Source organism: Ramlibacter sp. MAHUQ-53 (assembly GCF_052600055.1).
Map to the genome: position 1 here is coordinate 114104 of NZ_JBQWTS010000002.1, position 25577 is coordinate 139680.

A 25577-nucleotide genomic window follows, 5' to 3' on the forward strand; every position below is an offset into this window, starting at 1 on the left:
CGGTGGTGGACAACGCATGGACCCACACCACCGTCCTGTTGCACGAAGCGGTCGATTCGCTCGTCACCAGGATGGATGGCACCTACGTGGACGCGACCTTCGGGCGCGGCGGCCACTCCCGGTTGCTGCTGTCCCGGCTGGGGCCACAGGGACGCCTGGTGGCCTTCGACAAGGACCCCGAGGCGATCTCCGAAGCGGCGCGCATCAACGATGCGCGTTTTTCCATCCGCCACCAGGGCTTTCGCGACATCGGCGAGCTGCCGGCGCGCAGCGTCACCGGCGTGCTGATGGACCTGGGCATCAGCTCGCCCCAGATCGACAACCCCGCACGGGGCTTCTCTTTCCGCCACGACGGCCCGCTGGACATGCGCATGGACCCCACGCGCGGCCAGAGCGCGGCCGACTGGCTGGCCACGGCCGAACAAGGCCAGATTGCGCAGGTGATTCGTGACTATGGCGAAGAACGGTTTGCTGTTCCGATTGCAAAGGCGATTGTTTCTCGCCGACAGGAACGGGGCCCTCTTGCAACCACCGCCGAGCTGGCCCAGCTCGTGGCTGGCGCGGTCAAAACCCGCGAGCCGGGCCAGGACCCTGCAACGCGCACATTTCAGGCTCTTCGGATTTTCGTCAATGCCGAGCTTGAAGAGCTCGAGCAGGCGCTAGAGGCGGCCTTGGACATCCTCGAACCCCAGGGCCGGCTCGTGGTGATCAGCTTCCACTCGCTGGAAGACCGCATCGTCAAGCAGTTCATCGCGAAGCACTCGCGCGAGGTGGTGGACCGCCGCGCGCCGTTTGCGCCGCCCGCCCCGCTGAAGCTGCGCGCGCTCGGCCGCGTCAAGCCCTCGGCCGAGGAAGTCGCCGCCAACCCGCGTTCGCGCAGCGCGGTGATGCGGGTCGCCGAGAGGACCGATTCCTGACATGGCGCGCCTCAACCTCGTCCTGCTGCTGGCGGTGATCGCGAGTGCCCTGTACCTGGTGCGGGTGCAGTACGACTCGCGCCGCCTGTACATGCAGACCGAGAAGGCCCTGTCCGAGGCCCGCCAGCTCGACACCGACCGCGAGCGCCTGCTCGCCGCCAAGCGCGGCCAGGCCACGCCGCTGCGCGTGGAGGACATCGCCAAGAACCAGCTGCAGATGCGCCCGGCCACGCCCGGCATCACCCAGTACGTGACCCAGGGCGCCGCACCGGCGCTGGCCGCGGAGGGCGCGAAGTGACCCGCAGCGTGCTGTACACCTCCAGCCCGCTGCTGGCGAGCAAGACGCCGGTGTGGCGTTCCAAGTTCGTCATGGCGGCGATCGCGCTGGGCTTCGTCGGCCTGGCCGGCCGCGCCGCCTGGGTGCAGGTGATCGGCAACGACTTCTTCCAGCGCCAGGGCGAGGTGCGCTTCGCCCGCACCCTCGAGCTGCCTCCCAGCCGCGGCCGCATCCTGGACCGCAACGGCATGCTCCTGGCCACCAGCGTGCCCGCGCCCTCGATCTGGGCCATCCCCGAGGACGTGGACCGCAGCGACAAGTCCAAGCTGGCCCGCATGGCCAAGCTGCTGGAGATGCCGCTGGCCGAGCTGGAGAAGAAGCTCGAGAACGAGGAGAAGACCTTCGTCTGGGTCAAGCGCCAGGTCGACGAGCCCATCGCCAAGCAGGTGATGGAGCTGGGCATCAAGGGCGTCTACCAGCGCAAGGAATACAAGCGCCAGTACCCCGAGGGCGAGGCCGCCGCGCACATCGTGGGCTTCACCAACGTCGAGGACCAGGGCCAGGAAGGCATGGAACTCACGTTCAACAAGGAGCTGGCCGGCCGCCCCGGCTCGCGCCGCGTGATCAAGGACCGCCTGGGGCGCATCGTCGAGGACGTGCGCGAGCAGGTGCCGCCGGTGGACGGCCGGGACCTGCAGCTGTCCATCGACAGCAAGGTCCAGTTCTTCGCCTACCAGAAGCTGCGCGACGCCGTGCAGCAGCACAAGGCCGCCAGCGGCAGCGTGGTCGTGCTCGACGTGCAGACCGGCGAGGTGCTGGCCCTGGCCAACTACCCCAGCTACGTGCCGGACAAGCGCGTCAACCTCAGCGGCGCGCAGCTTCGCAACCGCGCGCTCACCGACACCTTCGAGCCGGGCTCGACGATGAAGCCCTTCGTCGCCGCGCTGGCCCTGGAGAAGGGCCTGGTCAAGCCCGAGACCCCGATCCAGACCGCGCCCGGCCGCATCACCATCGCCAATGCCACCATCACCGACGCGCACCCGCACGGCGTGCTCACCGTCAACGAGGTGATCCAGAAGTCCTCCAACGTGGGCACGGTGAAGATGGCGATGCAGCTGCCGGCGCGCGAGATGTGGGAGATGTTCAGCGCCGTCGGCATGGGCCAGCGCCCGCAGCTGCCGTTCCCTGGCGTGGTCAGCGGCCGCCTGCGGGCCTGGAAGACCTGGCGCCCGATCGAGCAGGCCACCATGAGCTATGGCTACGGCCTGTCGGCCAGCCTGTTCCAGCTGGCGCGCGCCTACAGCGTGTTCGCGCGCGACGGCGAGCTGGTGCCGGTCACCATGATGAAGACCACCACGCCCGCCCCGGGCGTGCGCGTGTTCGACGCCCGCCACGCCGGCGCCGTGCGGCAGATGCTGTACATGGTCACGCAGCAGGGCGGCACCGCGCCCAAGGCGCAGACCATGGGCTATTCCACCGGCGGCAAGACCGGCACCGCGCGCAAGCAGGAGGGCAAGGGCTACGCCGCGGGCAAGTACCGCGGCTTCTTCGTGGGCCTGGCCCCGGTGGACAAGCCGCGCATCGTCGTCGCCGTGATGATCGACGAGCCGCGCGGCGGCAGCTTCTACGGCGGCGAGGTGGCCGCCCCGGTGTTCTCCACCACGGTGGCCCAGACGCTGCGCCTCATGGGCGTGCAGCCGGACGTGAACGTCAAGCCGCAGGTGGTGGTGGGCGTGGAGGAGTCGTTCTGATGATCACCTTCCACAGCCCCCGCGACGCCGCCGACTGGCTGGCCGCCCGCGTGCAAGGCGGCCTGGGCTGCGACAGCCGCCGGGTCGGCGCGGGCGACGGCTTCATCGCCTGGCCTGGCGCCGCCACCGACGGCCGCCGCTACGTCGCCGGCGCGCTGGCGCAGGGCGCCGCCGCCTGCCTGGTCGAGGCGCAGGGCGCCGAGGCCTTCGGCTTCGGCGACGACGAGCGCATCGCCGGCTACGACGGCCTGAAGGCCGCCACCGGCCCCATCGCCGCGGCGTACTACGAGCAGCCCTCGCAGCGCCTGGACGTGCTGGCCGTCACCGGCACCAACGGCAAGACCTCCACCGCCTGGTGGCTGGCGCAGGCGCTGGCCGCCGCGCGCGGCACCGGCTGCGGCCTGGTCGGCACGCTCGGCGTGGGCTGTCCGCCGCAGGTGGAATACACCGGCCTGACCACCCCCGACCCGGTGCTGCTGCAAGGCTGGTTCCGCCGCTTCGCCGACGCGGGCCTGTCGGCCTGCGCGATCGAGGCCTCCTCCATCGGCATCGTCGAGCGCCGCCTCGACGGCACGCGCATCCGCGCCGCCGTCTTCACCAATTTCACCCAGGACCACCTGGACTACCACGGCACCATGCAGGCCTACTGGGACGCCAAGCGCGCCCTGTTCGACTGGCCCGGCCTGCAGGCCGCGGTGGTCAACATCGACGACGAGAAGGGCGACGCGCTCGCCGCCTCGCTCGCCGGCGGCGCGCTGGACCTTTGGACCGTGTCCTGCGAGCGCCCGGCCCGCCTGGCCGCCCGCGACATCGCCTACGGCGCCGCCGGCCTGGAGTTCACCGTGGCCGAGGGCGAGGCCGCCGAGCGCCTGGCCACCCGCCTGATCGGCGCCTACAACGTGGCCAACCTCCTGGGCGTGATCGCCGCGATGCGCGCCGTCGGCGTGCCGCTGGCCCGCGCGGTGGACGCCTGCCGCCACCTGCTGCCGGTGCCGGGCCGCATGGAGTGCCTGCAGCGCGAGGGCGCGCCGCTGGTGGCCGTGGACTACGCCCACACCCCCGACGCGCTGGACAAGGCCCTGGCGGCCCTGCGCCCGCTGGCCGCGCAGCGCGGCGGCCGCCTGTGGTGCGTGTTCGGCTGCGGCGGCGACCGCGACCCGGTCAAGCGCCCGCTGATGGCGGCGGTGGCCGAGAAGAACGCCGACCGCGTGGTCGTCACCAGCGACAACCCGCGCAGCGAGAAGCCGGAGGCGATCATCAGCCAGATCCTGCTGGGGCTGTCGCACCGCGACGAGGTGGTGGTCGAGTCCGACCGCGCCGCCGCCATCGTGCTGGCGGTGCGCGAGGCTGCCGCGGGCGACGTGATCCTGCTGGCCGGCAAGGGCCACGAGACCTTCCAGGAAGTCGCCGGCGTGAAGCACGACTTCGACGACCGCGTCCACGCCGCGCAGGCGCTGCAGGGGAGGGCGTCCGCATGATGTTCCACCTGCAACAGGCCCTGGCCTGGCTCGAGGGCGCCACGCTCAAGGGCGAGGGCGCCACCGCCATCGCCCGCGTGCACACCGACACCCGCAGCCTGCAGCCGGGCGACCTGTTCGTCGCGCTCAAGGGCGAGCGCTTCGACGCCAACGACCTGCTGGCCGAGGCCGCCGCCAAGGGCGCAGCCGCCGTGCTGGCGCACCGCGGCCGCATCCCCGCCGGCCTGAGCGGCATCGAGGTGGACGACACCCGCCTCGCGCTGGGCCGCCTGGCCGCCGGCTGGCGTTCGCAGTTCAGGCTGCCCCTGGTCGCCATCACCGGCAGCAACGGCAAGACCACCGTCACGCAGATGGTGGCCGCGATCCTGCGGGCCTGGCACGGCGAGGCCGCCCTGTCCACGCAGGGCAACCTGAACAACGACATCGGCCTGCCGCTGACGGTGCTGCGCCTGGACGCCTCCCACCGCGTGGGTGTGCTCGAACTGGGCATGAACCACCCGGGCGAGATCGCCTACCTCGCCGGCATCGCCAAGCCCACGGTGGCCCTCGTCAACAACGCGCAGCGCGAGCACCAGGAGTTCATGGCCACGGTCGAGGCCGTGGCCCGCGAGAACGGCTCGGTGTTCGAGGCGCTCGCCCCCAACGGCACGGCGATCTTCCCCGCCGGCGACGAATTCAGCGCGCTGTGGGCCTCGCTGGCCGGGCCGCGCGCCTGCCTCACGTTCGGTGCCGCCGACGGCGCCGACATCCTTCTGGCCGGGTCTGAATGGCAACACGGACACTGGGTGGTACGGGCGAAGACCCCGGCCGGCCCGGTCGATTTCCAGCTCCATATCGCCGGCCGCCACAACGTCGTCAACGCCCTGGCCGCCACCGCCTGCGCCCTGGCCGCGGGCGCGCCGCTGGCCGCCATCGCCGCGGGCCTGTCCGCGTTCGAGCCGGTCAAGGGCCGCTCGCGCGCGCTGTCCGTGGTCGTGGGGGGCCGCGAGCTCACCGTGGTGGACGACACCTACAACGCCAACCCCGATTCCGCGCGCGCCGCCGTCGACGTGCTGGCCGACCTGCCCGGCCCGCAGCTGCTGGTGCTGGGCGACATGGGCGAGGTCGGCGACCAGGGCCCGCAGTTCCACGCCGAGGTGGGCGCCTATGCCCGCGAGCGCGGCATCCCCGCGCTGTTCACCCTGGGCGAGCAGTCGCGCGCCATGGGCGGCACGCATTTCGAGCGCATCGAGGCCCTGCAGGCCGCGGTGCTGCAACACCTTCCGCAAGCCGCCAGCGTGCTGGTCAAGGGCTCGCGGTTCATGAAGATGGAGCGGGTGGTCGACGCGATCACCGCCCGCGCCCGAGAAGAAAAGGAACAGGCCTGATGCTGCTGAGCCTCGCCATCTGGCTGCAATCGATCTCGCCGGAATTCGGCTTCCTGCGGGTCTTCCAGTACCTCACCTTCCGCGCGGTGATGGCCGCCCTGACCTCGCTGCTGATCGGCCTGGTCGCGGGCCCCTGGGTGATCCGCCGCCTGACCGAGCTGAAGATCGGCCAGCCGGTCCGCGGCTACGGCATGCAGTCGCACCTGTCCAAGAGCGGCACGCCCACCATGGGCGGGGTGCTGGTGCTGCTGTCGATCGCCGTCGCCACGCTGCTGTGGTTCGACCTCGCCAACCGCTTCGTCTGGATCGTGCTGATCGTCACCCTGGGCTTCGGCATGATCGGCTGGGCGGACGACTGGCGCAAGGTCGTGCGCAAGGACCCGGAGGGCATGCGCTCGCGCGAGAAGTACTTCTGGCAATCCGTCATCGGCCTGATCGCCGCGGTCTACCTGGTGTTCTCCATTTCCGAGAGCTCCAACCTGAAGGTGGTGGAGCTGTTCTTCACCTGGGTGAAGTCCGGCTTCGACGTGGACCTGCCGCCCAAGGCCGGCCTGCTGGTGCCCTTCTTCAAGGAAGTGAGCTACCCCCTGGGCGTGTTCGGCTTCGTGATCATGACCTACCTGGTCATCGTGGGTTCGAGCAATGCGGTGAACCTCACCGACGGCCTGGACGGCCTGGCCATCATGCCGGTGGTCATGGTGGGCTCGGCGCTGGGCGTGTTCGCCTATGTCACCGGCAGCTCGGTCTACTCCAAGTACCTGCTGTTCCCCTACATCCCCGGCTCCGGCGAGCTCCTGATCTTCTGCGCCGCGATGGCTGGCGCGGGCCTGGCCTTCCTCTGGTTCAACGCCTACCCGGCGCAGGTCTTCATGGGCGACGTCGGCGCGCTGGCCCTGGGCGGCGCGCTGGGCACCATCGCGGTGATCGTTCGCCAGGAGATCGTGCTGGCCATCATGGGCGGCGTCTTCGTGGTCGAAGCCCTCTCGGTGATGGCCCAGGTCATGTACTTCAAGTACACCAAGAAGCGCTACGGCGAGGGCCGCCGCATCCTGAAGATGGCGCCCCTGCACCACCACTTCGAGAAGAGCGGCTGGAAGGAGACCCAGGTCGTGGTCCGCTTCTGGATCATCACCATGCTCCTGTGCCTGGTCGGCCTGTCCACCCTGAAGCTGCGGTAAGAACATGAGTCTCCAGGACCGCCACTGCCTCGTCCTCGGCCTCGGCATCTCCGGGCTGGCGATGGCGCGCTGGTGCGCCCGCCAGGGCGCGCGCGTGACGGTGGCCGACACCCGCGAGGCGCCGCCGCACCTGCAGGCCCTGCGCGAGCAGGTGCCGGGCGCGGCCTTCGTCGCCGGCGCCTTCGATGCGGCGCTGGTGGACGGCGTGGACGCCGTCTTCCGCAGCCCCGGCCTGTCGCCCCAGCAGGTGGCCCCGGTGCTCGACGCCGCGCGCGCGCGCGGCCTGCGCACCGGCGGCGAGCTGGACCTGTTCACCGAGGCCCTCGCCGCGCTGCGCGCCGAGGGCGGCTACCACCCGGCGGTGCTGGCCGTCACCGGCACCAACGGCAAGACCACCGTCACCTCGCTGACCGGCCAGCTCGTCGAGCGCGCCGGCCGCAGCGTCGCGGTGGCCGGCAACATCGGCCCCTCGCTGCTGGACACGCTCACCGCCAAGCTCGAGGCGCAGGCCCTGCCGCAGGCCTGGGTGCTGGAGCTTTCCAGCTTCCAGCTCGAAGGCGTGGCCGGCTTCGAGCCCACCGCCGCCACCGTGCTCAATATCAGCCAGGACCACCTGGACTGGCACGGCGGCATGGACGCCTATGCCGCGGCCAAGGCCCGCATCTTCGGTGCCGAGGGCACGATGGTGCTCAATCGCGAGGACCCGGTGGTCATGGCCATGCTGCCCGCGCCGGTGCGCCTCAAGGGCGGCAAGTACGAGCAGCGCGCCCACGTCACCTTCGGCGGCGACATGCCCCGCCGCCCCGGCGACTTCGGCATCGAGGTCGTGAACGGCATGGCCTGGCTGGTGCGCGCGCAGGACGCCGATGAAACCCTCAAGCGCCGCCGGGGCGAGGAGGAAGAGATCCACATCCAGCGCCTGATGCCGGCCGAGGCGCTTCGCATCCGCGGCCGCCACAACGCGATCAACGCCCTGTCGGCGCTGGCCCTGGCCAGCGCCGCGGGCTGCCCGCTCGCGCCCATGCTGTACGGCCTGCGCGAGTACCGCGGCGAGCCGCACCGGGTCGAGCCGGTGGGCATCCTCAACGAGGTCGAGTACTTCGACGACAGCAAGGGCACGAACGTCGGCGCCACGGTCGCCGCGCTGGCCGGCCTGGGCGCCGAGCGCAAGCTGGTGGTGATCCTGGGCGGCGAGGGCAAGGGCCAGGACTTCTCGCCGCTGGCCGGGCCGATCGCCCGCCATGCCCGCGCCGTCGTCCTGATCGGCCGCGACGCGCCCCTGATCCGCGCCGCGCTCGAAGGCGCGGGCGTGGCCCTGGTCGACGCCGCCTCGATGGAGGACGCCGTGCGCGCCGCCACCGAGCGCGCCCACGCCGGCGACGCGGTGCTGATGTCGCCCGCCTGCGCCAGCTTCGACATGTTCCGCGACTACGGCCACCGCGCCGAGGTCTTCCGCGCCGCGGTCGAGGCGCTGGCCGACGAGGCCGGGACGATGCTCGGGGGGGACGAATGAATTTCATCCCGGCCCGCCTCGCGCAGTGGATCGCCGGCGCCCCGCGCGACGACATCCCCATGCCCGTGCGCGGCACAGGCTTCGCCCGCCCCGGCGCCGGCGTGCGGGTCGAGCTGTTCGACCAGGCCCTGGTCTGGATCGTGGTCGGCCTCATGGCCTTCGGCCTGGTGATGGTCTATTCCGCCTCGGTGGCGATGCCGGACAACCCCCGCTTCGGCCGCTACACCAACACCTACTTCCTGGTCCGCCATTCGATGGCGCTGGCCATGGCCTTCGTCGCCGCGCTGATCGCCTTCCAGGTGCCGGTGGCCACCTGGGAACGCTACGCGCCCTGGCTGTTCGTGGGCTCGCTGGTGCTGCTGGTCGCCGTGCTGGTCCCCGGCATCGGCACCGTGGTCAACGGCGCGCGCCGCTGGATCTCGCTGGGCATCATGAACTTCCAGCCCTCGGAGCTGGCCAAGTTCGCCACCGTCCTCTACGCGGCCAACTACATGGTCCGCAAGATGGAGGTCAAGGAGCGCTTCTTCCGCGCGGTGCTGCCGATGGCGGTGGCCGTGGCCCTGGTCGGCGTGACCCTGCTGGCCGAACCCGACATGGGCGCCTTCATGGTGATCGCGATCATCGCCATGGGCATCCTGTTCCTCGGCGGGGTGAATGCCCGCATGTTCTTCCTGATCGCCGCGGTGCTGCTGGTGGCCTTCGGGATGATGATCGCGATGTCCGAGTGGCGGCGCGAGCGCATCTTCGCCTACCTGAATCCCTGGGACGAGAAGCACGCCCTGGGCAAGGGCTACCAGCTGTCGCATGCGCTGATCGCCATCGGCCGCGGCGAAGTCTTCGGCGTCGGCCTGGGCGGCAGCGTCGAGAAGCTGCACTGGCTGCCCGAGGCGCATACCGACTTCCTGCTCGCCGTGATCGGCGAGGAGTTCGGCTTCGTCGGCATCGTCGCGGTGATCCTCGCCTTCTTCTGGCTGACCCGCCGCGTCATGCACATCGGCCGCCAGGCCGTCGCCATGGACCGCCTCTTCGCCGGCCTGGTGGCCCAGGGCGTGGCCATCTGGATCGGTTTCCAGGCCTTCATCAACATGGGCGTGAACCTCGGCGCGCTGCCCACCAAGGGCCTCACGCTGCCCCTGATGTCGTACGGCGGCTCGGCCATCCTGATGAACCTCGTCGCGCTCGCGGTCGTCCTGCGGATCGACTACGAGAACCGCGTGATCATGCGGGGAGGGCGGCCGTGAAAACCGCGAACCTCTCCCGCACCGCGCTCGTGATGGCCGGCGGCACCGGCGGCCACATCTTCCCGGGCCTGGCCGTGGCCGAGGCCCTGCGCGCCAGGGGCTGGTCCGTGCACTGGCTCGGCGCCCCCGGCAGCATGGAAAGCCGCCTGGTGCCGCCGCGGGGCTTCGCCTTCGAGCCGGTGGCCTTCGGCGGCGTGCGCGGCAAGGGCCTCAAGACCCTGGTGCTGCTGCCGCTGCGCCTGCTGCGCGCCTTCTGGCAGAGCCTGCAGGTGGTGCGCCGAGTCAAGCCCGACGTGGTGATCGGCCTGGGCGGCTACATCACCTTCCCCGGCGGGATGATGGGCGTGCTGCTTGGCAAGCCGCTGGTGCTGCACGAGCAGAACTCGCGCGCCGGCATGGCCAACCGGGTGCTGGCCGGCGTGGCCGACCGCACCTTCACCGCCTTCCCGAACGTGCTGCCCAAGGCCGCCTGGGTCGGCAACCCGCTGCGCGAGGGCTTCCTGAACCAGCCCGCGCCGGCCGAGCGCTTCGCCGGGCGCAGCGGCCCGCTGAAGCTGCTGGTGGTCGGTGGCAGCCTGGGCGCCAAGGCGCTCAACGACCTGGTCCCCCAGGCCCTGGCCCTGATCCCCTCCGGCCACCGCCCCCATGTGCTGCACCAGAGCGGCAGCCAGCAGATCGACGCGCTGCGCGCCAACTACGCCGCCGCCGGCGTGCTGGCCGAGTGCACCCCCTTCATCGAGGACACCGCCTCGGCCTTCGCCGAAGCGGACCTGATCATCTGCCGCGCCGGCGCCAGCACCGTGACCGAGCTCGCGGCGGTGGGCGCCGCCGCGGCCTACGTGCCTTTCCCCCATGCGGTGGACGACCACCAGACCACCAACGCGAAGTTCGTGGTCGACGCCGGCGGCGGCTGGCTGCTGCCGCAGGCCGAACTGACCGCCGAGGCCATCGCCCGCCTCGTGCAAACCGTGACCCGTGAAGAACTCGTGAAACGCGCCGAAGCCGCCAGGACATTGAGCAAGACCCACGCCACCGACGACATCGTGGCCGCCTGCGAGGAGCTCGCCGCATGAAGCACGCGATCAAGCACATTCATTTCGTCGGCGTGGGCGGCTCGGGCATGTCCGGCATCGCCGAGGTGCTGCGCAACCTGGGCTATGCCATCTCCGGCTCCGACATCGCCGACAGCGCCACGCTGCGCCGCCTGCAGGGCCTGGGCATCACCACCTACGTGGGCCATGCCGAGGCCAACATCGCCAGCGCCGACGCGGTGGTCACGTCGACCGCGGTGCAGGCCGACAACCCCGAGGTGGTGGCCGCGCGCAAGCGCCACATCCCCATCGTGCCGCGCGCCATCATGCTGGCCGAGCTGATGCGCCTGAAGCAGGGCATCGCCATCGCCGGCACGCACGGCAAGACCACCACCACCAGCCTGGTGGCCAGCGTGCTGGCCGAGGGCGGGCTGGACCCGACCTTCGTGATCGGAGGCCGCCTGAATTCCGCCGGCGCCAACGCCAAGCTGGGCGCGGGCGACTACATCGTGGTCGAGGCCGACGAGTCCGACGCCTCGTTCCTGAACCTGATGCCGGTGATGTCGGTGGTGACCAACATCGACGCCGACCACATGGAGACCTATGGCCATGACTTCGGCAAGCTGAAGAAGGCCTTCGTCGACTTCCTGCACCGCATGCCGTTCTACGGCACCGCCATCCTGTGCGTGGACGACCCCGCGGTGCGCGAGATCCTGGAGCAGGTGAACTGCCCGGTGACCAGCTACGGCGTGAGCGAGGACGCCCAGGTGCGCGCCGTCGACATCCGCGCCGTGGGCCCGCAGATGCATTTCACCGTGCAGCGGCGCAACGGCGTCACGCTGCCGGACCTGCAGGTCCGGCTCAATCTGGCCGGCCACCACAACGTGCTGAACGCGCTGTCCGCGATCGCGGTGGCGGTGGAACTGAGCATCCCCGACGAGGCCCTGCTCAAGGCGCTGGCCGAGTTCCGCGGCGTGGGCCGCCGCTTCCAGAGCTATGGCGACCTGCCGGTGCGCGCGGCCAATGGCGGCGGCACGTTCCATGTGATCGAGGACTACGGCCACCACCCGGTCGAACTCGCGGCCACGCTGTCCGCCGCGCGCGGCGCGTTCCCGGGCCGCCGCCTGGTGCTGGCCTTCCAGCCGCACCGCTACACCCGCACGCGCGACTGCTTCGAGGATTTCGTGAAGTCCATCGGCATGGCCGACGCCGTGCTGCTCGCCGAGGTCTATGCCGCCGGCGAAGCCCCGATCGTGGCCGCCGACGGCCGCTCGCTGGCCCGCGCGGTGCGCGTGGCGGGGAAGGTGGAGCCGGTCTTCGTCGACGACATCGCCGACATGCCCGGCGCCATCCGGGAGATGGCCCGCGACGGCGACGTGGTCATGTGCATGGGCGCAGGATCGATCGGCGGGGTGCCCGCCAAGTTGGTTGAAATGGGAGGCGGCGCATGACCGTCAACGCGCAGGTCAATGTGCAGGATTTCGGCAAGGTCGCCGTCCTGATGGGAGGGCGCTCCGCGGAGCGCGAGGTGTCGCTCATGTCCGGCAGCGGCGTGCTCAAGGCCCTGCAGGGCAAGGGCGTGGACGCCCATGCCTTCGACCCCGCCGAGCGCGACCTGTCCGAGCTCAAGGCCAAGGGCTTCGCCCGCGCCTTCATCGCGCTGCATGGCCGCTTCGGCGAGGACGGCACGGTGCAGGGCGCGCTGGAGCTCCTGGGCATTCCGTACACCGGCTCGGGCGTGATGGCCTCGTCCATCGCCATCGACAAGACCATGACCAAGCGGGTGTGGATGCACGAAGGCATCTCCACGCCGCGCTACGTGCTGCTTCGCAAGGGCGCCTACACGCCGGCCCAGGTGGCGGCGGTGCCGGGCGAGCTGGGCCTGCCCCTGATCGTCAAGCCGGCGCGCGAGGGCTCCTCGATCGGCCTGGCCAAGGTGACCGACGCGGCGCAGATGGCCGCCGCCGTCGAGGCCGCCGCGGCGCTTGATTGCGACGTGCTGTGCGAACAGTTCATCGCCGGCGACGAGGTCACCTGCCCGGTGCTGGGCACCGGCGACGGCGCCCGCGCGCTGCCGGTGATCCGCATCGTCGCGCCCGGCGGCAACTACGATTACCAGAACAAGTACTTCAGCGACGACACGCAGTACCTCGTGCCCTGCGGCCTGCCCGCGGGCGAGGAGGCCGCCATCCAGGCGATGGTGCTGCGGGCCTACCAGGTGCTGGGCTGCCGCGGCTGGGGCCGCGTCGACGTGATGATCGACGCCGCCACCCGCACGCCCTACCTGCTGGAGATCAACACCTCGCCGGGCATGACCGGCCACTCGCTGGTGCCCATGTCGGCGCGCGCCGCCGGCATCAGCTACGAGGACCTGTGCGTGCAGCTGCTCGCCTCGGCCTCGCTCGACCAATCCGCCCGGGAGGACGCCGCGCCGTGACCGCTGCCGCCACCCCCCAGCCGCTCGACGTGCGACTCATGAACGCCACCGCCACGATCCTGTTCGTGGCCTGCGGCGCGCTGGTCGTCGCGGCGCTGGCCTGGTGGGCGCTGCGGCACCCGGCGTTCGCGCTGGGCCGCATCACGGTGGTGGGCGACGTCACCCACAACAGCGTCGCGACGGTGCGCGCCAACGTGGCGCCGCGCATCGCCGGCAACTTCTTCACCGCCGACCTGCGCGCCGCGCGCGAGGCCTTCCTGCAGGTGCCCTGGGTGCGCGAGGCCACGGTGCGCCGCGAGTTCCCCAACCGCCTGCGCGTGGTGCTGCAGGAGCACCGGCCGGTGGCCTTCTGGGGCGCCGAGGGCGAGACCACGCTGGTGAACAGCTTCGGCGAGGTCTTCGAGGCCAACCCCGGCGACATCGAGGACGAGGACCTGCCGCGCCTGGCCGGCCCGCAGGACCAGTCGGCCCAGGTGCTGGCGATGTACCGGGCGCTGGCGCCGGCGTTCGAGCCGCTGGACCTGGAGGTCTCGCAGCTGGTGCTCACCGCCCGCGGCAGCTGGCAGGCCCGGCTCGACACGGGCGCCACCATCGAGATGGGCCGCGGCACGCAGGACGAGGTGCTGGCGCGCGTGCGCCGCTTCGTCGACACGATCACGCAGGCGGCCTCGCGCTACGGCCGCCGGGCCGAGGCGGTGGTCGCGGCCGACCTGAGGCATGCCGACGGCTATGCCATCCGATTGAGGGGCGTCAGCACCGTGAGTGCGGACGCGCAGAAGAAATAAAGAGGACCAGCAGAGGGATCTATGGCAAAGGAATACAAGGACCTGGTCGTCGGCCTGGACATCGGCACCGCCAAGGTGATGGCGGTGGTGGCCGAGGTCATGCCCGGCGGCGAGCTCAAGCTCGCCGGCCTGGGCGTGGCGCCGTCCAACGGCCTCAAGCGCGGCGTGGTGGTGAACATCGACGCCACCGTCCAGAGCATCCAGCAGGCGCTGAAAGAGGCCGAGCTGATGGCGGACTGCAAGATCACCCGGGTCTACACCGGCATCACCGGCAGCCACATCCGCGGCATCAACTCCAGCGGCATGGTGGCGGTGAAGGACAAGGAGGTCACGCCGGCCGACGTGGCCCGCGTGGTCGAGACCGCCCGCGCCATCAACATCTCCACCGACCAGCGCCTGCTGCTGGTCGAGCCGCAGGAGTTCGTGATCGACGGCCAGGACGTGAAGGAGCCGATCGGCATGAGCGGCATCCGCCTGGAGGCCAAGGTGCACATCGTCACCGGCGCGCAGAGCGCGGCGGAGAACATCATCAAGTGCGTGCGCCGCTGCGGCCTGGAGGTCGAGACGCTGCTGCTGAACCCGCTGGCCTCCAGCATGTCGGTGCTCACCGCCGACGAGAAGGAGCTGGGCGTGGCGCTGGTGGACATCGGCGCCGGCACCACCGACGTGGCGATCTTCACCGGGGGCGCGATCCGCCACACCGCGGTGATCCCGATCGCCGGCGACCTGATCACCAGCGACATCGCGATGGCCCTGCGCACCCCGACCAAGGATGCCGAGGACATCAAGGTGGAGGCCGGCTTCGCCAAGCAGCTGCTGGCCGACCCCGAGCAGCAGGTGGAAGTGCCCGGCCTGGGCGACCGCGGCCCGCGCATGCTGTCCAAGCAGGCGCTGGCCGGCGTGATCGAGCCGCGCATCGAGGAGATCTACTCGCTGGTGCAGCAGGTGATCCGCGAGTCCGGCTACGAGGAGGTCCTCGGCTCGGGCATCGTGATCACCGGCGGCTCCAGCGTCATGCCGGGCATGGTGGAACTGGGCGAGGACATCTTCCTCAAGCCGGTGCGCCGCGGCGTGCCGAAGTACGCCAGCGCCCTGTCCGACATGGTGGCCCAGCCGCGCGCGGCCACCGTCATGGGCCTGCTCGAGGAAGCGCGCCTGGCCCGCGTGCGCGGGCAGAAGGTGGCGCAAAAGAGCGGCTCGGTGAAGACGGCCTTCGGCCGCCTCAAGGAATTCATCGTGGGGAACTTCTGATGCCGCAAGCCCGCATCTGGCTCGCGCGCGGAAGCCCGCCGGTTCGACGACGGCGGGGGCGATGTTGCCCTGCAGCACCCCCCGCCCCGGCCTGACGGCCACCCTGGTTACCCGAAAAACAATCTAGTCCAACCGGCAACTGCAAGCATTCGAGGAGTTAGCAATGAGCATCGAGATGATCGAAGTCGAGGAATTCAACATGGGCACCCAGATCAAGGTGATCGGGGTGGGCGGCGGCGGCGGCAACGCCGTCGAGCACATGATCGAGCGTGCGGTCCAGGGCGTCGAATTCATCAACGCCAACACCGATGCCCAGGCCCTGGCGCGCACCGCGGCCCACAAGACCATCCAGCTCGGGCAGACCGGCCTGGGCGCCGGCTCCAAGCCCGAGAAGGGCCGTGAGGCGGCCGAGGCCGCCGTCGAGAGCATCCGCGAGGCGATCTCCGGCGCGCACATGCTGTTCATCACCGCCGGCATGGGTGGCGGCACCGGCACCGGCGCCGCGCCGGTGATCGCCCGCGTGGCCAAGGAAATGGGCATCCTGACCGTGGGCGTGGTGACCAAGCCCTTCGACTGGGAGGGCGGCCGCCGCATGACCAACGCCGACAACGGCCTGGCCGAACTCGAAGCCAATGTCGACTCGCTGATCGTGGTGCTGAACGAGAAGCTGCTCGAGGTGCTGGGCGACGACATCACCCAGGACGAGGCCTTCGCCCACGCCAACGACGTGCTGAAGAACGCGGTCGGCGGCATCGCCGAGATCATCAACGTCCCCGGCCACGTGAACGTGGACTTCGAGGACGTGCGCACCGTGATGGGCGAGCCCGGCAAGGCCATGATGGGAACCGCCGTGGCCTCCGGCCCGGACCGCGCCCGCCTGGCCGCCGAGCAGGCCGTGGCCTGCCCGCTGCTGGAGGGCATCGACCTGTCCGGCGCCAAGGGCGTGCTGGTGCTGATCACCGCCGCCAAGGGCAGCCTGAAGCTGTCGGAGTCCAAGCTGGCCATGACCACCATCCGCGCCTGCGCCTCGCCGGACGCCCACGTGATCTACGGCACGGCCTACGACGACAGCCTGGGTGACCAGGTCCGCGTGACCGTGGTGGCCACCGGCCTGTCCCGCCAGGGCCAGGTCCGCCGCACCGCGCCCCCGCTGCAGGTCCTGCGCACCGGCACCGACAACGTGCCGTTCCAGGTCTCCGGCATGGGCGGCATGGGCAGCGTGGGCGTCCAGCCCGCCTCCGGCCTGGCCACCGCCGCGACCGCCGCCGCCGGCAACGACTACGGCAACCTGAGCGTGCCCAGCGTCTGGCGCACCAACCGCACCACCGCCGCCGCCAAGGTCGACGCGCTGGCCTCCGGCGGCATGGACGACTACGAGATCCCGGCCTTCCTGCGCAAGCAGGCGGACTGATCGCCGGGGGCCCCCTTCCGCGAGGAAGGGGGCTATCGCCGTGATCAATTCCCTTGCCGGGGAAGGTTAGTGCCTCCTCATTAAAATCGCGGGCATGCTGCAGCAACGTACCCTCAAGACCCTCACCCGCGCCGTCGGCGTGGGCCTGCACAGTGGCCAGAGGGTCGAGCTGACGCTGCGGCCGGCGCCGCCGGACACGGGCATCGTGTTCCGCCGCGTCGACCTCGCCCAGCCGGTGGACATCCCGGTGTCGGCCACCGCCGTGACCGACACGCGCATGGCCTCCACCATCTCGAATGGCGGTGCCAAGGTCCACACCATCGAGCACCTGATGTCGGCGGCCTGCGGCCTGGGCCTGGACAACCTCTACGTCGACATCACCGCCGAGGAAGTCCCCATCCTCGACGGCTCCTCCTCCTCCTTCGTCTTCCTGCTGCAAAGCGCCGGCATCGAGCTGCAGAAGGCGCCCAAGCGCTTCATCCGCGTGCTGCAGCCGGTGGAAGTGCGCGAAGGCGAGGGCGACAACCTCAAGTGGGCGCGCCTGGAGCCGTACCACGGCTACAAGCTCAGTTTCGAGATCGACTTCGCGCACCGCGTGGTCGACGCCACCGGCCAGCGCTACGAGTTCGACCTGGGGCGTGACAACTACAGCCGCGACATCGCCCGTGCCCGCACCTTCGGCTTCACCAAGGACGTGGAGATGCTGCGCGCCAACGGCCTGGGCCTGGGCGCCGGCCTCGACAACGCGGTGGTCATGGACGACTGGCGCGTGCTCAATGCCGACGGCCTTCGCTACGACGACGAACTGGTCAAGCACAAGATCCTCGACGCCATCGGCGACCTGTACGTGGTCGGCAAGCCCCTGCTGGCGGCCTACACCGCGTTCCGCTCCGGCCACGCCATGAACAACAAGCTGCTGCGCGCGCTGCTCGCCCAGCCCGCCAGCTACGAGATCGTGAGCTTCGAGGACGAGCGCCAGGCCCCCGCCGGCTTCGCCCAGCCCGCCCGCGCCTGGTGAGGCGCCAAGGACCGCGGCCATGCTTCTGTTCCGCTGGTCCCTGATGCTCCTGCTGCTGGCAGCGGGCGTGTGCTTCGCGTTCTACGCCGGCACCGGCCAGGTCCGCTTCCGGCACTGGGGCCTCGTCATCCTCAAGTGGACGCTGATCGCGGCGTTCGGTTTCTTCGCGGTCCTCATCCTCGAGCGGCTGGCCTGACCGGCCGGCTACCCCCCCTGCCCGTGACTTCCTGCGCACGTCCCGCGCGGCCGTGCCGAGCGTTGCGCGTGTAACGCACGCCCGCGCAAAACTCGCCCCATCCCCCTCGCTCCTTCACCGGGTCGCCCTGGCCGACCCCGGGCGGCCGGCTGCCTGCGTGTCCCCGCGGCCGTCCTTCAACCCCTTGAAGAAACGAGGTCTCCATGAAGACAGGCTCCCATCCCGGCGCGCGGCTGTGGCGATGCAACGCGGTGTGCGCGGCCGTCCTGCTGGCGCTGGCCGGTTGCGGCGGCGGAGGCGGCCCTCCGGGCGAGCCGCCGGCCGAGGCGATCGCCAAGGCCGCGGCCACGCGCACCTTCATCGTCCTGCTGCGGGAGGGCTCGGTCACCGGCGCCGACCTCTCGGTCTCCGCGGTGCGGCCCTACGGCGGGGAGGTGACCTTCACCTACGCCGTCGCCGTCAACGGCTTCGCCGCGCGGGTGCCGGCGCAGCGCGCCGACGACTTCGTGGCGGACATGCGCGCCCACGCCGAGGTGGTGCTGGTCGAGGAGGACCAGCCGATGTACGCGAGCCAGTCGGTGCAGCCCAATCCGCCCTGGGGCCTGGACCGCATCGACCAGCGCGCGCTGCCGCTGGACCAGCGCTACACCTACACGGCCACCGGTGCCGGCGTGCGGGCCTACATCCTGGACACCGGGCTGTTCGCCGGGCACCAGGACTTCGCCGGCCGCACCGCGCCGGGCTTCACCGTGATCAACGACGGCCGCGGCACCAGCGACTGCGTGGGCCACGGCACGCACGTCGCGGGCACGGTGGGCGGCACCACCTATGGCGTGGCCAAGCAGGTGATCCTGGTGCCGGTGCGCGTCCTCGGCTGCGGGGGCTCGGGGTCCACCAGCGGCGTGATCGCCGGCGTCGACTGGGTGGCGGCCAACGCGCCGCGGCCGTCGGTGATCAACATGTCGCTCGGCGGGGGCGCGTCGACCGCGCTGGACTCGGCCATCGCCCGCGCCACCGCGCGCGGCATCACGGTGGCCGTGGCCGCCGGCAACTCCAACGCCAACGCCTGCAACGGCTCGCCCGCGCGCGCGCCCTCGGCGCTGACGGCGGGCGCCACCGCCAGCAACGATGCGCGAGCCTCGTTCTCCAACTACGGCGCGTGCGTGGACGTGTTCGCGCCGGGGGTCGGCATCCGCTCGGCCAGCAGCACCTCGCCGACCGGCAGCCTCCTCATGAGCGGGACCTCGATGGCTTCGCCGCATGTGGCGGGCGTCGCGGCGCTGGTGCTGCAGGTGCGGCCCGGCGCCTCGGCCGAGGAGGTCGCCGCCGTCATCACCGGCACCGCCACGACGGGCGTGGTGGGCAACCCGGGGCCGGGCTCGCCGAACCGGCTGCTGTACTCGCTGGGCGTGGGGGATGCGCCGCCACCACCACCCCCGCCGCCGCCGCCGCCGCCGCCGCCGCCGCCGCCACCGCCACCGCCACCGCCACCGCCACCGCCACCGCCACCGCCACCGCCACCGCCACCGCCACCGCCACCGCCACCGCCACCGGCGCCTCCGCCGCCGGACTGGCACCCGCCCGGCAAGCCGCCCGGCTGGCACCCCCCGGGCAAGGCCCCGGGCTGGGTGCCGCCCGGCAAGCGCTGACGCAAGCGCTCAGGCAAGCGCTCAGGCAAGCGCGTGGCCGTGGCCGGGCCGCGGCGGGGGTCAGACCGCGCGGCCGGCCTTGTAGGCGCCGGTATTGCGGCGCACGCGGTCGGCGGCCTGCGCGAGCCGGGCGATGGCCTGGCCGGCATGGGCGTGGGTGACGGCCAGGCCCAGGGCATCGGCCGCGTCCGGGCCGGGCAGGCCGGGCAGGGTGAGCAGCCGCTGCACCATGGCCTGCACCTGCGGCTTGCCGGCGCGCCCGTGGCCGGCGATGGCGCGCTTCATCTGCAGCGCGGTGTACTCGGCCACCGGCAGCCCGCCCGCCACCAGGGCGGTGATGCAGGCGCCGCGCGCCTGGCCGAGCAGCAGCGTGGACTGCGGGTTGGCGTTGACGAAGACGATCTCGATCGCCGCCTCGTCGGGCGCGTAGCGTTCGCGCAGCTGGGAGATGCCGTCGAACAGCACCTTCAGCCGCGCCGGCAGGTCGCCGCGGGGCAGGTGGGTAGTCTGGATGGTGCCGCTGCCCACGTAGCGCAGGGCGTGGCCGTCCACGTCGACCACGCCGAAGCCGGTGGTCTGCAGGCCGGGGTCGATGCCGAGGATGCGCATGCCCGGGATTGTGGGGCATGGTTGATGCACCTCATTCGTGGGCGGCGGCGAGCCGCGACAATCGCGGGCATGAGTACCGAGGACATCGACGACGACACCCCCGAGGGCGAGACCCCGTTCAGCTTCATCGGCGGCGAGCCGGCGGTGCGCGCGCTGGTGGACCGCTTCTACGACCTGATGGACCTGGAGCCGCGCTACGCCGCGCTGCGCGCCAGCCACGGCCCCGACCTGGCGAGCGCCCGCGACAAGCTGTTCCTGTTCCTGTGCGGGTGGCTGGGCGGGCCGCAGCTGTACGTCGAGAAGCACGGCCACCCGATGCTGCGCGCGCGGCACCTGCCGTTCGCCATCGGCATCCAGGAGCGCAACCAGTGGGTGGCGTGCATGGACCAGGCCATGGGCGAGGTCGGCATCGAGCCGCAGCTGCGTGAGCGCCTCTACGACGCCTTCATGCAGACGGCGGACTGGATGCGCAACCGGCCGGGCTGAAGCCTGCCGGCCGCCGGGCCCGCCAGCCGGTCAGCCCGGGCCCTGCGACGGCCGCAGCAGCACCACCAGCGCCCCCGCGCCGCCCTCGGACGCGCGGGCCTGGACGAAGGCCAGGACCTGGTTCTTCTGGGTCAGCCAGCTCTGCACCCGGCCCTTGAGCACCGGCGTCTTCCCCGGCGAGCCCAGGCCCTTGCCGTGCACCACCCGCACGCAGCGGATGCCCTGGCGGTGCGACTCGCGGATGAAGTGCGCCAGCGCCTCGCGCGCGTCCTCGCGGCGCAGGCCGTGCAGGTCGATCTCGCGCTGGATGCTCCACTCGCCCTTGCGCAGCTTGCGCGTCACGTCCAGCCCCACGCCGGGGCGGCGGAAGCTCATCGCGTCGTCCACGTCGAGCAGGGTGGTGGCGTCGAACTCGTCGGACAGCGCCTCGTGCAGCACGCGCTGCTCGTCCAGCTGCTGCTGGACCGCCACCGGCGCGGGCGGGCGGCGGAACGGGTCGATGCGGCCGTCGTGCGGCAGCCGCTGCACCACGCCGGCGGCGCGCTGGAACAGGTTCTTCTCCGCCTCGGCGCGCCGCTGCGCCTCGCGCCGGGCGGCCTCCTCGGCGGCCACGCGCTGGCGCTCGCGCGCCAGGTGCGCCTGGATCGCCTTCAGGTCCTGCAGGGAGTTCGCCTTCACAGCCACCCCCGCTCGGCCATCGACAGGCCCTGGCCGGGGCCGACGATCACATGGTCGACCACCCGCACGTCCACCAGCCCCAGCGCGCTGCGAAGCAGCTGGGTGAGCGCCGCGTCGGCCGGGGAGGGCTGGACATGGCCCGTGGGGTGGTTGTGCGCCAGGACCACCGCCGCCGCCCGGTGGTGCAGGGCGCGCACCACCACCTCGCGCGGGTAGACGCTGGTCTGCGTGAGCGTGCCGCGGAACATCTCCTCCAGCGCCAGCAGGTGGTGGCGGTTGTCCAGGAACATCACCGCGAACACCTCGTGCGGCAGGTGCGCCAGGTGCAGCTGCAGGTACTCCATCACCGACCGGGGCGACTCGAAGGCCGGACGCTCGCGCAGCTGCTGCTGCATCGCCCGGCGCGCCAGCTCCAGCACCGCCATCAGCTGCGAGCGCTTGGCGGTGCCGCCCAGGCCCTTGACGCGCTGCAGGTCGGCGGCGCCGGCGCGCAGCAGGCCGGCCAGCCCGCCGAAGGTCTCCACCAGCTCCTGCGCCAGCGCCAGCACGCCCTTGCCCGCCAGCCCGGTGCGCAGCAGCAGGGCGAGCAGCTCGGTGTCGGAAAGGGCGCCGGGGCCGCGGGCCAGCAGCTTCTCGCGGGGTCTTGCGTCGGCGGGAAGTTCGAGGACGGGCATGGCTTTCTACAATGGAGGGTCAGTTTATCGGGACTCCCATGGCCTCCAGCGCACCCCGGATTGCACCGGGCTCCTTCCTCACGCTGCACTACCGCCTCGCCGGTCCGGCAGGCGACATCATCAACACCTTCAGCGGCAAGCCCGCCACGCTCACCCTGGGCTCGGGCGAACTCGCGCCCGCGGTGGAGGAGCGGCTGATCGGCCTGGAGGAGGGCGCTCACGTGACCTTCGAGCTGCCCGCGGGCGCCGCCTTCGGCGAGCGCAACCCGGAGATGGTGCAGTGGGTCGCCCGCAAGCTCCTGAACCAGATGGGGGACCCCGACGAGCAGTACCGCCCCGGCGACGTGGTGGAATTCCCCACGCCCGACGGCCTGGGCAGCTACGCCGGCGCCGTACGCCAGGTCGGCCACGAGGGCGACCCGCAGGCCGTGCTGTTCGACTTCAACCACCCGCTGGCCGGCCAGCCCGTGACCTTCGAGGCGCGGGTCATCGGGGTGCTCTGAGATGACGGTCCCCACCGGCGAGATCCTGCTGGCCGAGCCGCGCGGCTTCTGCGCCGGCGTCGACCGCGCCATCGACATCGTCGAGGCCGCCCTGGCCAAGTTCGGCGCGCCGATCTACGTGCGCCACGAGATCGTGCACAACACCTTCGTGGTCAACGACCTCAAGGCCAAGGGCGCCATCTTCATCGAGGACCTCGCCGAGGTGCCGCCCGGCGCCACCCTGGTCTTCTCCGCCCACGGCGTGAGCAAGGCGGTGGAGCGCGAGGCGCATGACCGCGGCTTCTCCGTCTTCGACGCCACCTGCCCGCTGGTCACCAAGGTCCACGTGGAGGTGGCCAAGCTGGCCAAGGAGGGCTACGAGTTCCTCATGATCGGCCACAAGGGCCACCCCGAGGTGGAAGGCACCATGGGCCAGCTGGACTCGGGCATCCACCTGGTGGAGGACGTGGCCGATGTCGCCCGCGTCAGCCCCGCCCAGGAAGACAAGCTCGCCGTGGTCACGCAGACCACGCTGAGCGTGGACGACGCCGCCGAGATCATGGCGGCGGTGGTGGCCCGCTTCCCGAACGTGCGCAAGCCCAAGCAGCAGGACATCTGCTACGCCACGCAGAACCGGCAGGACGCGGTCAAGGTCATGTCCCGCCAGGTCGACGTGGTGATCGTCGTGGGCAGCCCCACCAGCTCCAACAGCAACCGCCTCGCCGAAGTCGCCCGCAAGCTGGGCGTGCCCGCCTACATGGTGGACAACGCCGGCGAGCTGCAGCCGCAGTGGCTGGAGGGCAAGGCCCGCGTTGGCCTCACGGCCGGGGCGTCCGCGCCGGAGGTGCTGGTGCAGGAAGTCATCGCCCGCATCCGCGAGCTCGGCGCGGTGGCCGTGCGGCGCATGGAGGGCATCCAGGAGACCGTGAAGTTCCCGCTGCCCAAGGGCCTCAAGCTGTACGCCTGAGGCCCCGGCGGCCCTCGAGGCCGCACCGCCTCGTCAGGTGTTGCGGCGGCCCGGGCTGCCCTGGCCCATGTCCTGGCGTGAGCCGCCGGGGTTGCTGCGGTCCTCCTGGCGGCCCTGGCCGCCGGAGGGCTGGCGCTCCCAGTCCTGCTGCTGGCCGCCCTGCTGGCGTCCGCCGCTGGCCTGGCCGCGCCCCTGCTCCTGCTGGAGCTTGTCGCGGTCCTGCTGCGTGCCGGGGTTGTCCATGTCCTGGCGGCCGCCCCCCTGCTGCTGTTGCTGCTGCGGTTCATTCGGCATGGCGAAGTCCTTTCGGGAAAGTTGGAAGAGGCCCGCAGCCTAGGCCGCGGTTGCGGCTGCGCATGTCGGCGGCGCCCGACGGGGGGCGTGGGCACCGGCCTACCCCGGGGCCGGCCGCCTAAAATCGGCGGATGCTTGACATCAGCCTGCTTCGCAAGGACCTCGACTCGGTCATCGCCCGCCTGAGCGCGCGCAAGAGCCCCCAGCCCTACCTCGACGTCGAGGCCTTCCGCCGCCTCGAGGCCGAGCGCAAGACCCTCCAGACCCGCACCGAGGAACTGCAGTCCCAGCGCAACGCGCTGTCCAAGCAGATCGGCCAGCTCAAGGCCAAGGGCGAGTCGGCCGACGCGGTGATGGCCCAGGTTGCCGCCATCAAGACCGAGCTGGAGGCTTCGGCCGCCCGGCTCGAGCAGATCCAGCCCGAGCTGCAGGCCCTGCTGCTGGCCGTGCCGAACCTGCCGCACGAGAGCGTGCCCCCGGGGCAGGACGACGCCGGCAACGTGGTGGTGCGCGAGTGGGGCGAGCCCCGCGCCTTCGACTTCCCGGTCCGCGACCACGTGGACATCGGCGAGAAGATCGGCCTGGACTTCGAGACCGGCGTGAAGCTGGCCGGCGCCCGCTTCACCGTGATGAAGGGCCCCATCGCCCGCCTGCACCGCGCGCTCGCCCAGTTCATGCTGGACGTGCAGACCGAGGAGCACGGCTACACCGAGTGCTACACCCCCTACATCGTCAACGCCGACAGCCTGCGCGGCACCGGCCAGCTGCCCAAGTTCGAGGGTGACCTGTTCGCCGCCAAGAAGGGCGGCCAGGAGGGCGAGGTGGCCGAGGACGCGGCGCTGTACCTGATCCCCACCAGCGAGGTGCCGCTGACCAACTTCGTGCGCGACGAGATCGTCGCCGAGGCCGACCTGCCGATCCGCCTGACCGCGCACACGCCCTGCTTCCGCTCCGAGGCGGGCAGCGCCGGGCGCGACACGCGCGGCATGATCCGCCAGCACCAGTTCGACAAGGTCGAGATGGTGCAGGTCGTGCACCCGGAGAAGAGCTACGAGGCGCTGGAGCAGATGACGGGCCATGCCGAGGCCATCCTGCAGAAGCTGGGCCTGCCCTACCGCGTGATGCTCCTGTGCACCGGCGACATGGGCTTCGGCGCGGCCAAGACCTACGACCTGGAGGTCTGGCTGCCGGCGCAGGACACCTACCGCGAGATCAGCTCGGTCTCCAACTGCGAGGCCTTCCAGGCCCGCCGCCTGCAGGCGCGCTTCAAGACGGCGGCCGGCAAGAACGAGCTGGTGCACACCCTCAACGGCTCCGGCCTGGCGGTGGGCCGCACGCTGGTGGCGGTGCTGGAGAACTACCAGAACGCCGACGGCTCGGTCACGGTGCCGGAGGTGCTGCGTCCCTACCTGGGCGGCCTGGCGGTGATCGGGGGCTGAAAGGAACTGGGCGCGGAATGCGCTAGAATCGAGGTCTTCGCACCACGCGAGACCGAATAAAACGGAGCGGTGGCAGAGTGGTCGAATGCGCCGGACTCGAAATCCGGTATACGGTTATACCGTATCGAGGGTTCGAATCCCTCCTGCTCCGCCAGCACACAACCCCGCCGGGCCCACGCCCGCGGGGTTTTCTCTTTCCATGACGACGCAGACCTCCACCCCCTCCCGCCGCGCCGAGTTCGCCGAGATCGAGATCGGCCAGAAATTCTTCGACCTGATCAGCGCCGAGTACTTCATCAAGACCTCGGACACCACCGCCGCCATGGTGCGCTCGGGCGTGGGCGACCCGTCGAAGGCCGACGAGTTCGAGCCGGACGACGTGGTGCGGGTGGACGAGTAAGTCTGCCGTCCCGCCCGGTTCGCGCGCCTGGACATCGGCGAGGAAGGC

26 protein-coding genes and 1 tRNA gene are annotated in these 25577 nt (G+C 71.3%); 23 read left to right on the top strand and 4 right to left on the bottom strand.

The annotated features are described in order from the left end of the window. Positions 1-5 precede the first annotated feature (5 nt). From rsmH to ACT80S_RS03985, 17 genes are all read left to right on the top strand, one after another. Complete coding sequence (rsmH, locus tag ACT80S_RS03905; protein WP_377412848.1) at positions 6-917, top strand: 16S rRNA (cytosine(1402)-N(4))-methyltransferase RsmH; 912 nt, start codon at positions 6-8, stop codon at positions 915-917. 1 nt (position 918) lies between these two features. Further along, positions 919-1215, top strand: a complete 297-nt coding sequence (ftsL, locus tag ACT80S_RS03910; RefSeq protein ID WP_377412851.1) for a cell division protein FtsL — start codon at positions 919-921, stop codon at positions 1213-1215. Continuing rightward, a complete protein-coding gene (locus ACT80S_RS03915) occupies positions 1212-2945 on the top strand; it encodes a peptidoglycan D,D-transpeptidase FtsI family protein (RefSeq protein WP_377412854.1) in 1734 nt (577 codons plus the stop codon). The genes ftsL and ACT80S_RS03915 overlap by 4 nt, the downstream gene beginning before the upstream one ends. Continuing rightward, the gene (locus tag ACT80S_RS03920; RefSeq protein WP_377412857.1) at positions 2945-4423 is read left to right on the top strand and encodes a UDP-N-acetylmuramoyl-L-alanyl-D-glutamate--2,6-diaminopimelate ligase; all 1479 of its coding nucleotides are present in this window, start codon (positions 2945-2947) and stop codon (positions 4421-4423) included. Before ACT80S_RS03915 ends, ACT80S_RS03920 begins: the two co-directional genes overlap by 1 nt. Next, positions 4420-5790 carry a UDP-N-acetylmuramoyl-tripeptide--D-alanyl-D-alanine ligase gene (locus ACT80S_RS03925; protein WP_377412859.1) on the top strand — a complete coding sequence of 457 codons (1371 nt, stop codon included), beginning with the start codon at positions 4420-4422 and terminating at the stop codon, positions 5788-5790. Before ACT80S_RS03920 ends, ACT80S_RS03925 begins: the two co-directional genes overlap by 4 nt. Continuing rightward, positions 5790-6968 carry a phospho-N-acetylmuramoyl-pentapeptide-transferase gene (gene mraY, locus ACT80S_RS03930; RefSeq protein ID WP_377412862.1) on the top strand — a complete coding sequence of 393 codons (1179 nt, stop codon included), beginning with the start codon at positions 5790-5792 and terminating at the stop codon, positions 6966-6968. Before ACT80S_RS03925 ends, mraY begins: the two co-directional genes overlap by 1 nt. Positions 6969-6972: 4 nt before the next feature. Next, a complete protein-coding gene (gene murD / locus ACT80S_RS03935) occupies positions 6973-8481 on the top strand; it encodes a UDP-N-acetylmuramoyl-L-alanine--D-glutamate ligase (RefSeq protein ID WP_377412865.1) in 1509 nt (502 codons plus the stop codon). Positions 8482-8540: 59 nt separating this feature from the next. Beyond that, positions 8541-9722: a putative lipid II flippase FtsW gene (ftsW, locus tag ACT80S_RS03940; protein WP_377413877.1), complete on the top strand. Its 1182-nt coding sequence runs from the start codon at positions 8541-8543 to the stop codon at positions 9720-9722. A gap of 32 nt (positions 9723-9754) precedes the next feature. Further along, positions 9755-10795: an undecaprenyldiphospho-muramoylpentapeptide beta-N-acetylglucosaminyltransferase gene (gene murG / locus ACT80S_RS03945; RefSeq protein WP_377413879.1), complete on the top strand. Its 1041-nt coding sequence runs from the start codon at positions 9755-9757 to the stop codon at positions 10793-10795. Then, positions 10792-12204, top strand: a complete 1413-nt coding sequence (gene murC / locus ACT80S_RS03950; RefSeq protein WP_377412868.1) for a UDP-N-acetylmuramate--L-alanine ligase — start codon at positions 10792-10794, stop codon at positions 12202-12204. Before murG ends, murC begins: the two co-directional genes overlap by 4 nt. Further along, a complete protein-coding gene (locus ACT80S_RS03955; protein WP_377412871.1) occupies positions 12201-13190 on the top strand; it encodes a D-alanine--D-alanine ligase in 990 nt (329 codons plus the stop codon). Before murC ends, ACT80S_RS03955 begins: the two co-directional genes overlap by 4 nt. A 38-nt stretch (positions 13191-13228) precedes the next feature. Further along, a complete protein-coding gene (locus tag ACT80S_RS03960; RefSeq protein WP_377413882.1) occupies positions 13229-13975 on the top strand; it encodes a cell division protein FtsQ/DivIB in 747 nt (248 codons plus the stop codon). 21 nt (positions 13976-13996) lie between these two features. After that, on the top strand, positions 13997-15226 hold the full coding sequence (gene ftsA, locus ACT80S_RS03965; RefSeq protein WP_377412874.1) for a cell division protein FtsA: 1230 nt from the start codon (positions 13997-13999) through the stop codon (positions 15224-15226). A 163-nt stretch (positions 15227-15389) separates the two neighbouring features. Next, positions 15390-16637 carry a cell division protein FtsZ gene (gene ftsZ / locus ACT80S_RS03970; protein WP_377412877.1) on the top strand — a complete coding sequence of 416 codons (1248 nt, stop codon included), beginning with the start codon at positions 15390-15392 and terminating at the stop codon, positions 16635-16637. A gap of 94 nt (positions 16638-16731) precedes the next feature. Then, on the top strand, positions 16732-17655 hold the full coding sequence (lpxC, locus tag ACT80S_RS03975) for a UDP-3-O-acyl-N-acetylglucosamine deacetylase (RefSeq protein ID WP_377412880.1): 924 nt from the start codon (positions 16732-16734) through the stop codon (positions 17653-17655). 19 nt (positions 17656-17674) lie between these two features. Beyond that, positions 17675-17851: a hypothetical protein gene (locus ACT80S_RS03980; RefSeq protein WP_377412883.1), complete on the top strand. Its 177-nt coding sequence runs from the start codon at positions 17675-17677 to the stop codon at positions 17849-17851. Between the two features lie 203 nt (positions 17852-18054). After that, entirely contained in the window at positions 18055-19500 is a 1446-nt protein-coding gene (locus ACT80S_RS03985) for a S8 family peptidase (protein WP_377412886.1), read from the top strand. Between the two features lie 60 nt (positions 19501-19560). Here the strand turns inward: ACT80S_RS03985 and ruvC are convergent, their stop codons facing one another. After that, a complete protein-coding gene (gene ruvC / locus ACT80S_RS03990; RefSeq protein WP_377412889.1) occupies positions 19561-20109 on the bottom strand; it encodes a crossover junction endodeoxyribonuclease RuvC in 549 nt (182 codons plus the stop codon). A gap of 69 nt (positions 20110-20178) precedes the next feature. Here ruvC and ACT80S_RS03995 point away from each other — a divergent pair, with 69 nt between their 5' ends. Further along, positions 20179-20595: a group II truncated hemoglobin gene (locus tag ACT80S_RS03995; RefSeq protein WP_377412892.1), complete on the top strand. Its 417-nt coding sequence runs from the start codon at positions 20179-20181 to the stop codon at positions 20593-20595. A 30-nt stretch (positions 20596-20625) separates the two neighbouring features. On the opposite strand, the gene ACT80S_RS04000 is transcribed toward ACT80S_RS03995, so the two are convergent. After that, positions 20626-21273: a Smr/MutS family protein gene (locus tag ACT80S_RS04000; protein WP_377412894.1), complete on the bottom strand. Its 648-nt coding sequence runs from the start codon at positions 21271-21273 to the stop codon at positions 20626-20628. Then, entirely contained in the window at positions 21270-21947 is a 678-nt protein-coding gene (radC, locus tag ACT80S_RS04005; protein ID WP_377412897.1) for a RadC family protein, read from the bottom strand. The genes ACT80S_RS04000 and radC overlap by 4 nt, the downstream gene beginning before the upstream one ends. A gap of 38 nt (positions 21948-21985) precedes the next feature. Between radC and ACT80S_RS04010 the strand changes: the two genes are divergently transcribed. Beyond that, on the top strand, positions 21986-22450 hold the full coding sequence (locus tag ACT80S_RS04010; RefSeq protein ID WP_377412900.1) for an FKBP-type peptidyl-prolyl cis-trans isomerase: 465 nt from the start codon (positions 21986-21988) through the stop codon (positions 22448-22450). Between the two features lies 1 nt (position 22451). Beyond that, positions 22452-23396, top strand: coding sequence for a 4-hydroxy-3-methylbut-2-enyl diphosphate reductase (ispH, locus tag ACT80S_RS04015; RefSeq protein WP_377412903.1), 945 nt, complete (start codon positions 22452-22454; stop codon positions 23394-23396). 33 nt (positions 23397-23429) lie between these two features. Here the strand turns inward: ispH and ACT80S_RS04020 are convergent, their stop codons facing one another. Continuing rightward, on the bottom strand, positions 23430-23690 hold the full coding sequence (locus tag ACT80S_RS04020) for a hypothetical protein (protein WP_377412906.1): 261 nt from the start codon (positions 23688-23690) through the stop codon (positions 23430-23432). A gap of 131 nt (positions 23691-23821) precedes the next feature. Here ACT80S_RS04020 and serS point away from each other — a divergent pair, with 131 nt between their 5' ends. From serS to ACT80S_RS04035, 3 genes are all read left to right on the top strand, one after another. Next, positions 23822-25129, top strand: coding sequence for a serine--tRNA ligase (serS, locus tag ACT80S_RS04025; protein WP_377412909.1), 1308 nt, complete (start codon positions 23822-23824; stop codon positions 25127-25129). Between the two features lie 63 nt (positions 25130-25192). After that, a tRNA-Ser gene (locus ACT80S_RS04030) sits at positions 25193-25283 on the top strand. Between the two features lie 45 nt (positions 25284-25328). Then, the gene (locus ACT80S_RS04035; RefSeq protein WP_377412912.1) at positions 25329-25529 is read left to right on the top strand and encodes a hypothetical protein; all 201 of its coding nucleotides are present in this window, start codon (positions 25329-25331) and stop codon (positions 25527-25529) included. The last annotated feature ends 48 nt before the right edge of the window (positions 25530-25577 follow it).

Bases quoted from the DNA above. Each gene is read 5' to 3' on its own strand.
- murC (WP_377412868.1), top strand. From the start codon at position 10,792: ATGAAGCACGCGATCAAGCACATTCATTTCGTCGGCGTGGGCGGCTCG.
- ACT80S_RS03995 (WP_377412892.1), top strand. From the start codon at position 20,179: ATGAGTACCGAGGACATCGACGACGACACCCCCGAGGGCGAGACCCCG.
- mraY (WP_377412862.1), top strand. From the start codon at position 5,790: ATGCTGCTGAGCCTCGCCATCTGGCTGCAATCGATCTCGCCGGAATTC.
- ftsZ (WP_377412877.1), top strand. From the start codon at position 15,390: ATGAGCATCGAGATGATCGAAGTCGAGGAATTCAACATGGGCACCCAG.
- ACT80S_RS03980 (WP_377412883.1), top strand. From the start codon at position 17,675: ATGCTTCTGTTCCGCTGGTCCCTGATGCTCCTGCTGCTGGCAGCGGGC.
- ispH (WP_377412903.1), top strand. From the start codon at position 22,452: ATGACGGTCCCCACCGGCGAGATCCTGCTGGCCGAGCCGCGCGGCTTC.
- ACT80S_RS04035 (WP_377412912.1), top strand. From the start codon at position 25,329: ATGACGACGCAGACCTCCACCCCCTCCCGCCGCGCCGAGTTCGCCGAG.
- ACT80S_RS03925 (WP_377412859.1), top strand. From the start codon at position 4,420: ATGATGTTCCACCTGCAACAGGCCCTGGCCTGGCTCGAGGGCGCCACG.
- ftsL (WP_377412851.1), top strand. From the start codon at position 919: ATGGCGCGCCTCAACCTCGTCCTGCTGCTGGCGGTGATCGCGAGTGCC.
- ACT80S_RS03955 (WP_377412871.1), top strand. From the start codon at position 12,201: ATGACCGTCAACGCGCAGGTCAATGTGCAGGATTTCGGCAAGGTCGCC.
- murD (WP_377412865.1), top strand. From the start codon at position 6,973: ATGAGTCTCCAGGACCGCCACTGCCTCGTCCTCGGCCTCGGCATCTCC.
- ACT80S_RS03985 (WP_377412886.1), top strand. From the start codon at position 18,055: ATGAAGACAGGCTCCCATCCCGGCGCGCGGCTGTGGCGATGCAACGCG.
- ACT80S_RS04010 (WP_377412900.1), top strand. From the start codon at position 21,986: ATGGCCTCCAGCGCACCCCGGATTGCACCGGGCTCCTTCCTCACGCTG.
- ACT80S_RS04020 (WP_377412906.1), bottom strand. From the start codon at position 23,690: ATGCCGAATGAACCGCAGCAGCAACAGCAGCAGGGGGGCGGCCGCCAG.
- ACT80S_RS03960 (WP_377413882.1), top strand. From the start codon at position 13,229: ATGAACGCCACCGCCACGATCCTGTTCGTGGCCTGCGGCGCGCTGGTC.
- ftsW (WP_377413877.1), top strand. From the start codon at position 8,541: ATGCCCGTGCGCGGCACAGGCTTCGCCCGCCCCGGCGCCGGCGTGCGG.
- ftsA (WP_377412874.1), top strand. From the start codon at position 13,997: ATGGCAAAGGAATACAAGGACCTGGTCGTCGGCCTGGACATCGGCACC.
- serS (WP_377412909.1), top strand. From the start codon at position 23,822: ATGCTTGACATCAGCCTGCTTCGCAAGGACCTCGACTCGGTCATCGCC.
- radC (WP_377412897.1), bottom strand. From the start codon at position 21,947: ATGCCCGTCCTCGAACTTCCCGCCGACGCAAGACCCCGCGAGAAGCTG.
- ruvC (WP_377412889.1), bottom strand. From the start codon at position 20,109: ATGCGCATCCTCGGCATCGACCCCGGCCTGCAGACCACCGGCTTCGGC.
- ACT80S_RS03920 (WP_377412857.1), top strand. From the start codon at position 2,945: ATGATCACCTTCCACAGCCCCCGCGACGCCGCCGACTGGCTGGCCGCC.
- lpxC (WP_377412880.1), top strand. From the start codon at position 16,732: ATGCTGCAGCAACGTACCCTCAAGACCCTCACCCGCGCCGTCGGCGTG.
- murG (WP_377413879.1), top strand. From the start codon at position 9,755: ATGGCCGGCGGCACCGGCGGCCACATCTTCCCGGGCCTGGCCGTGGCC.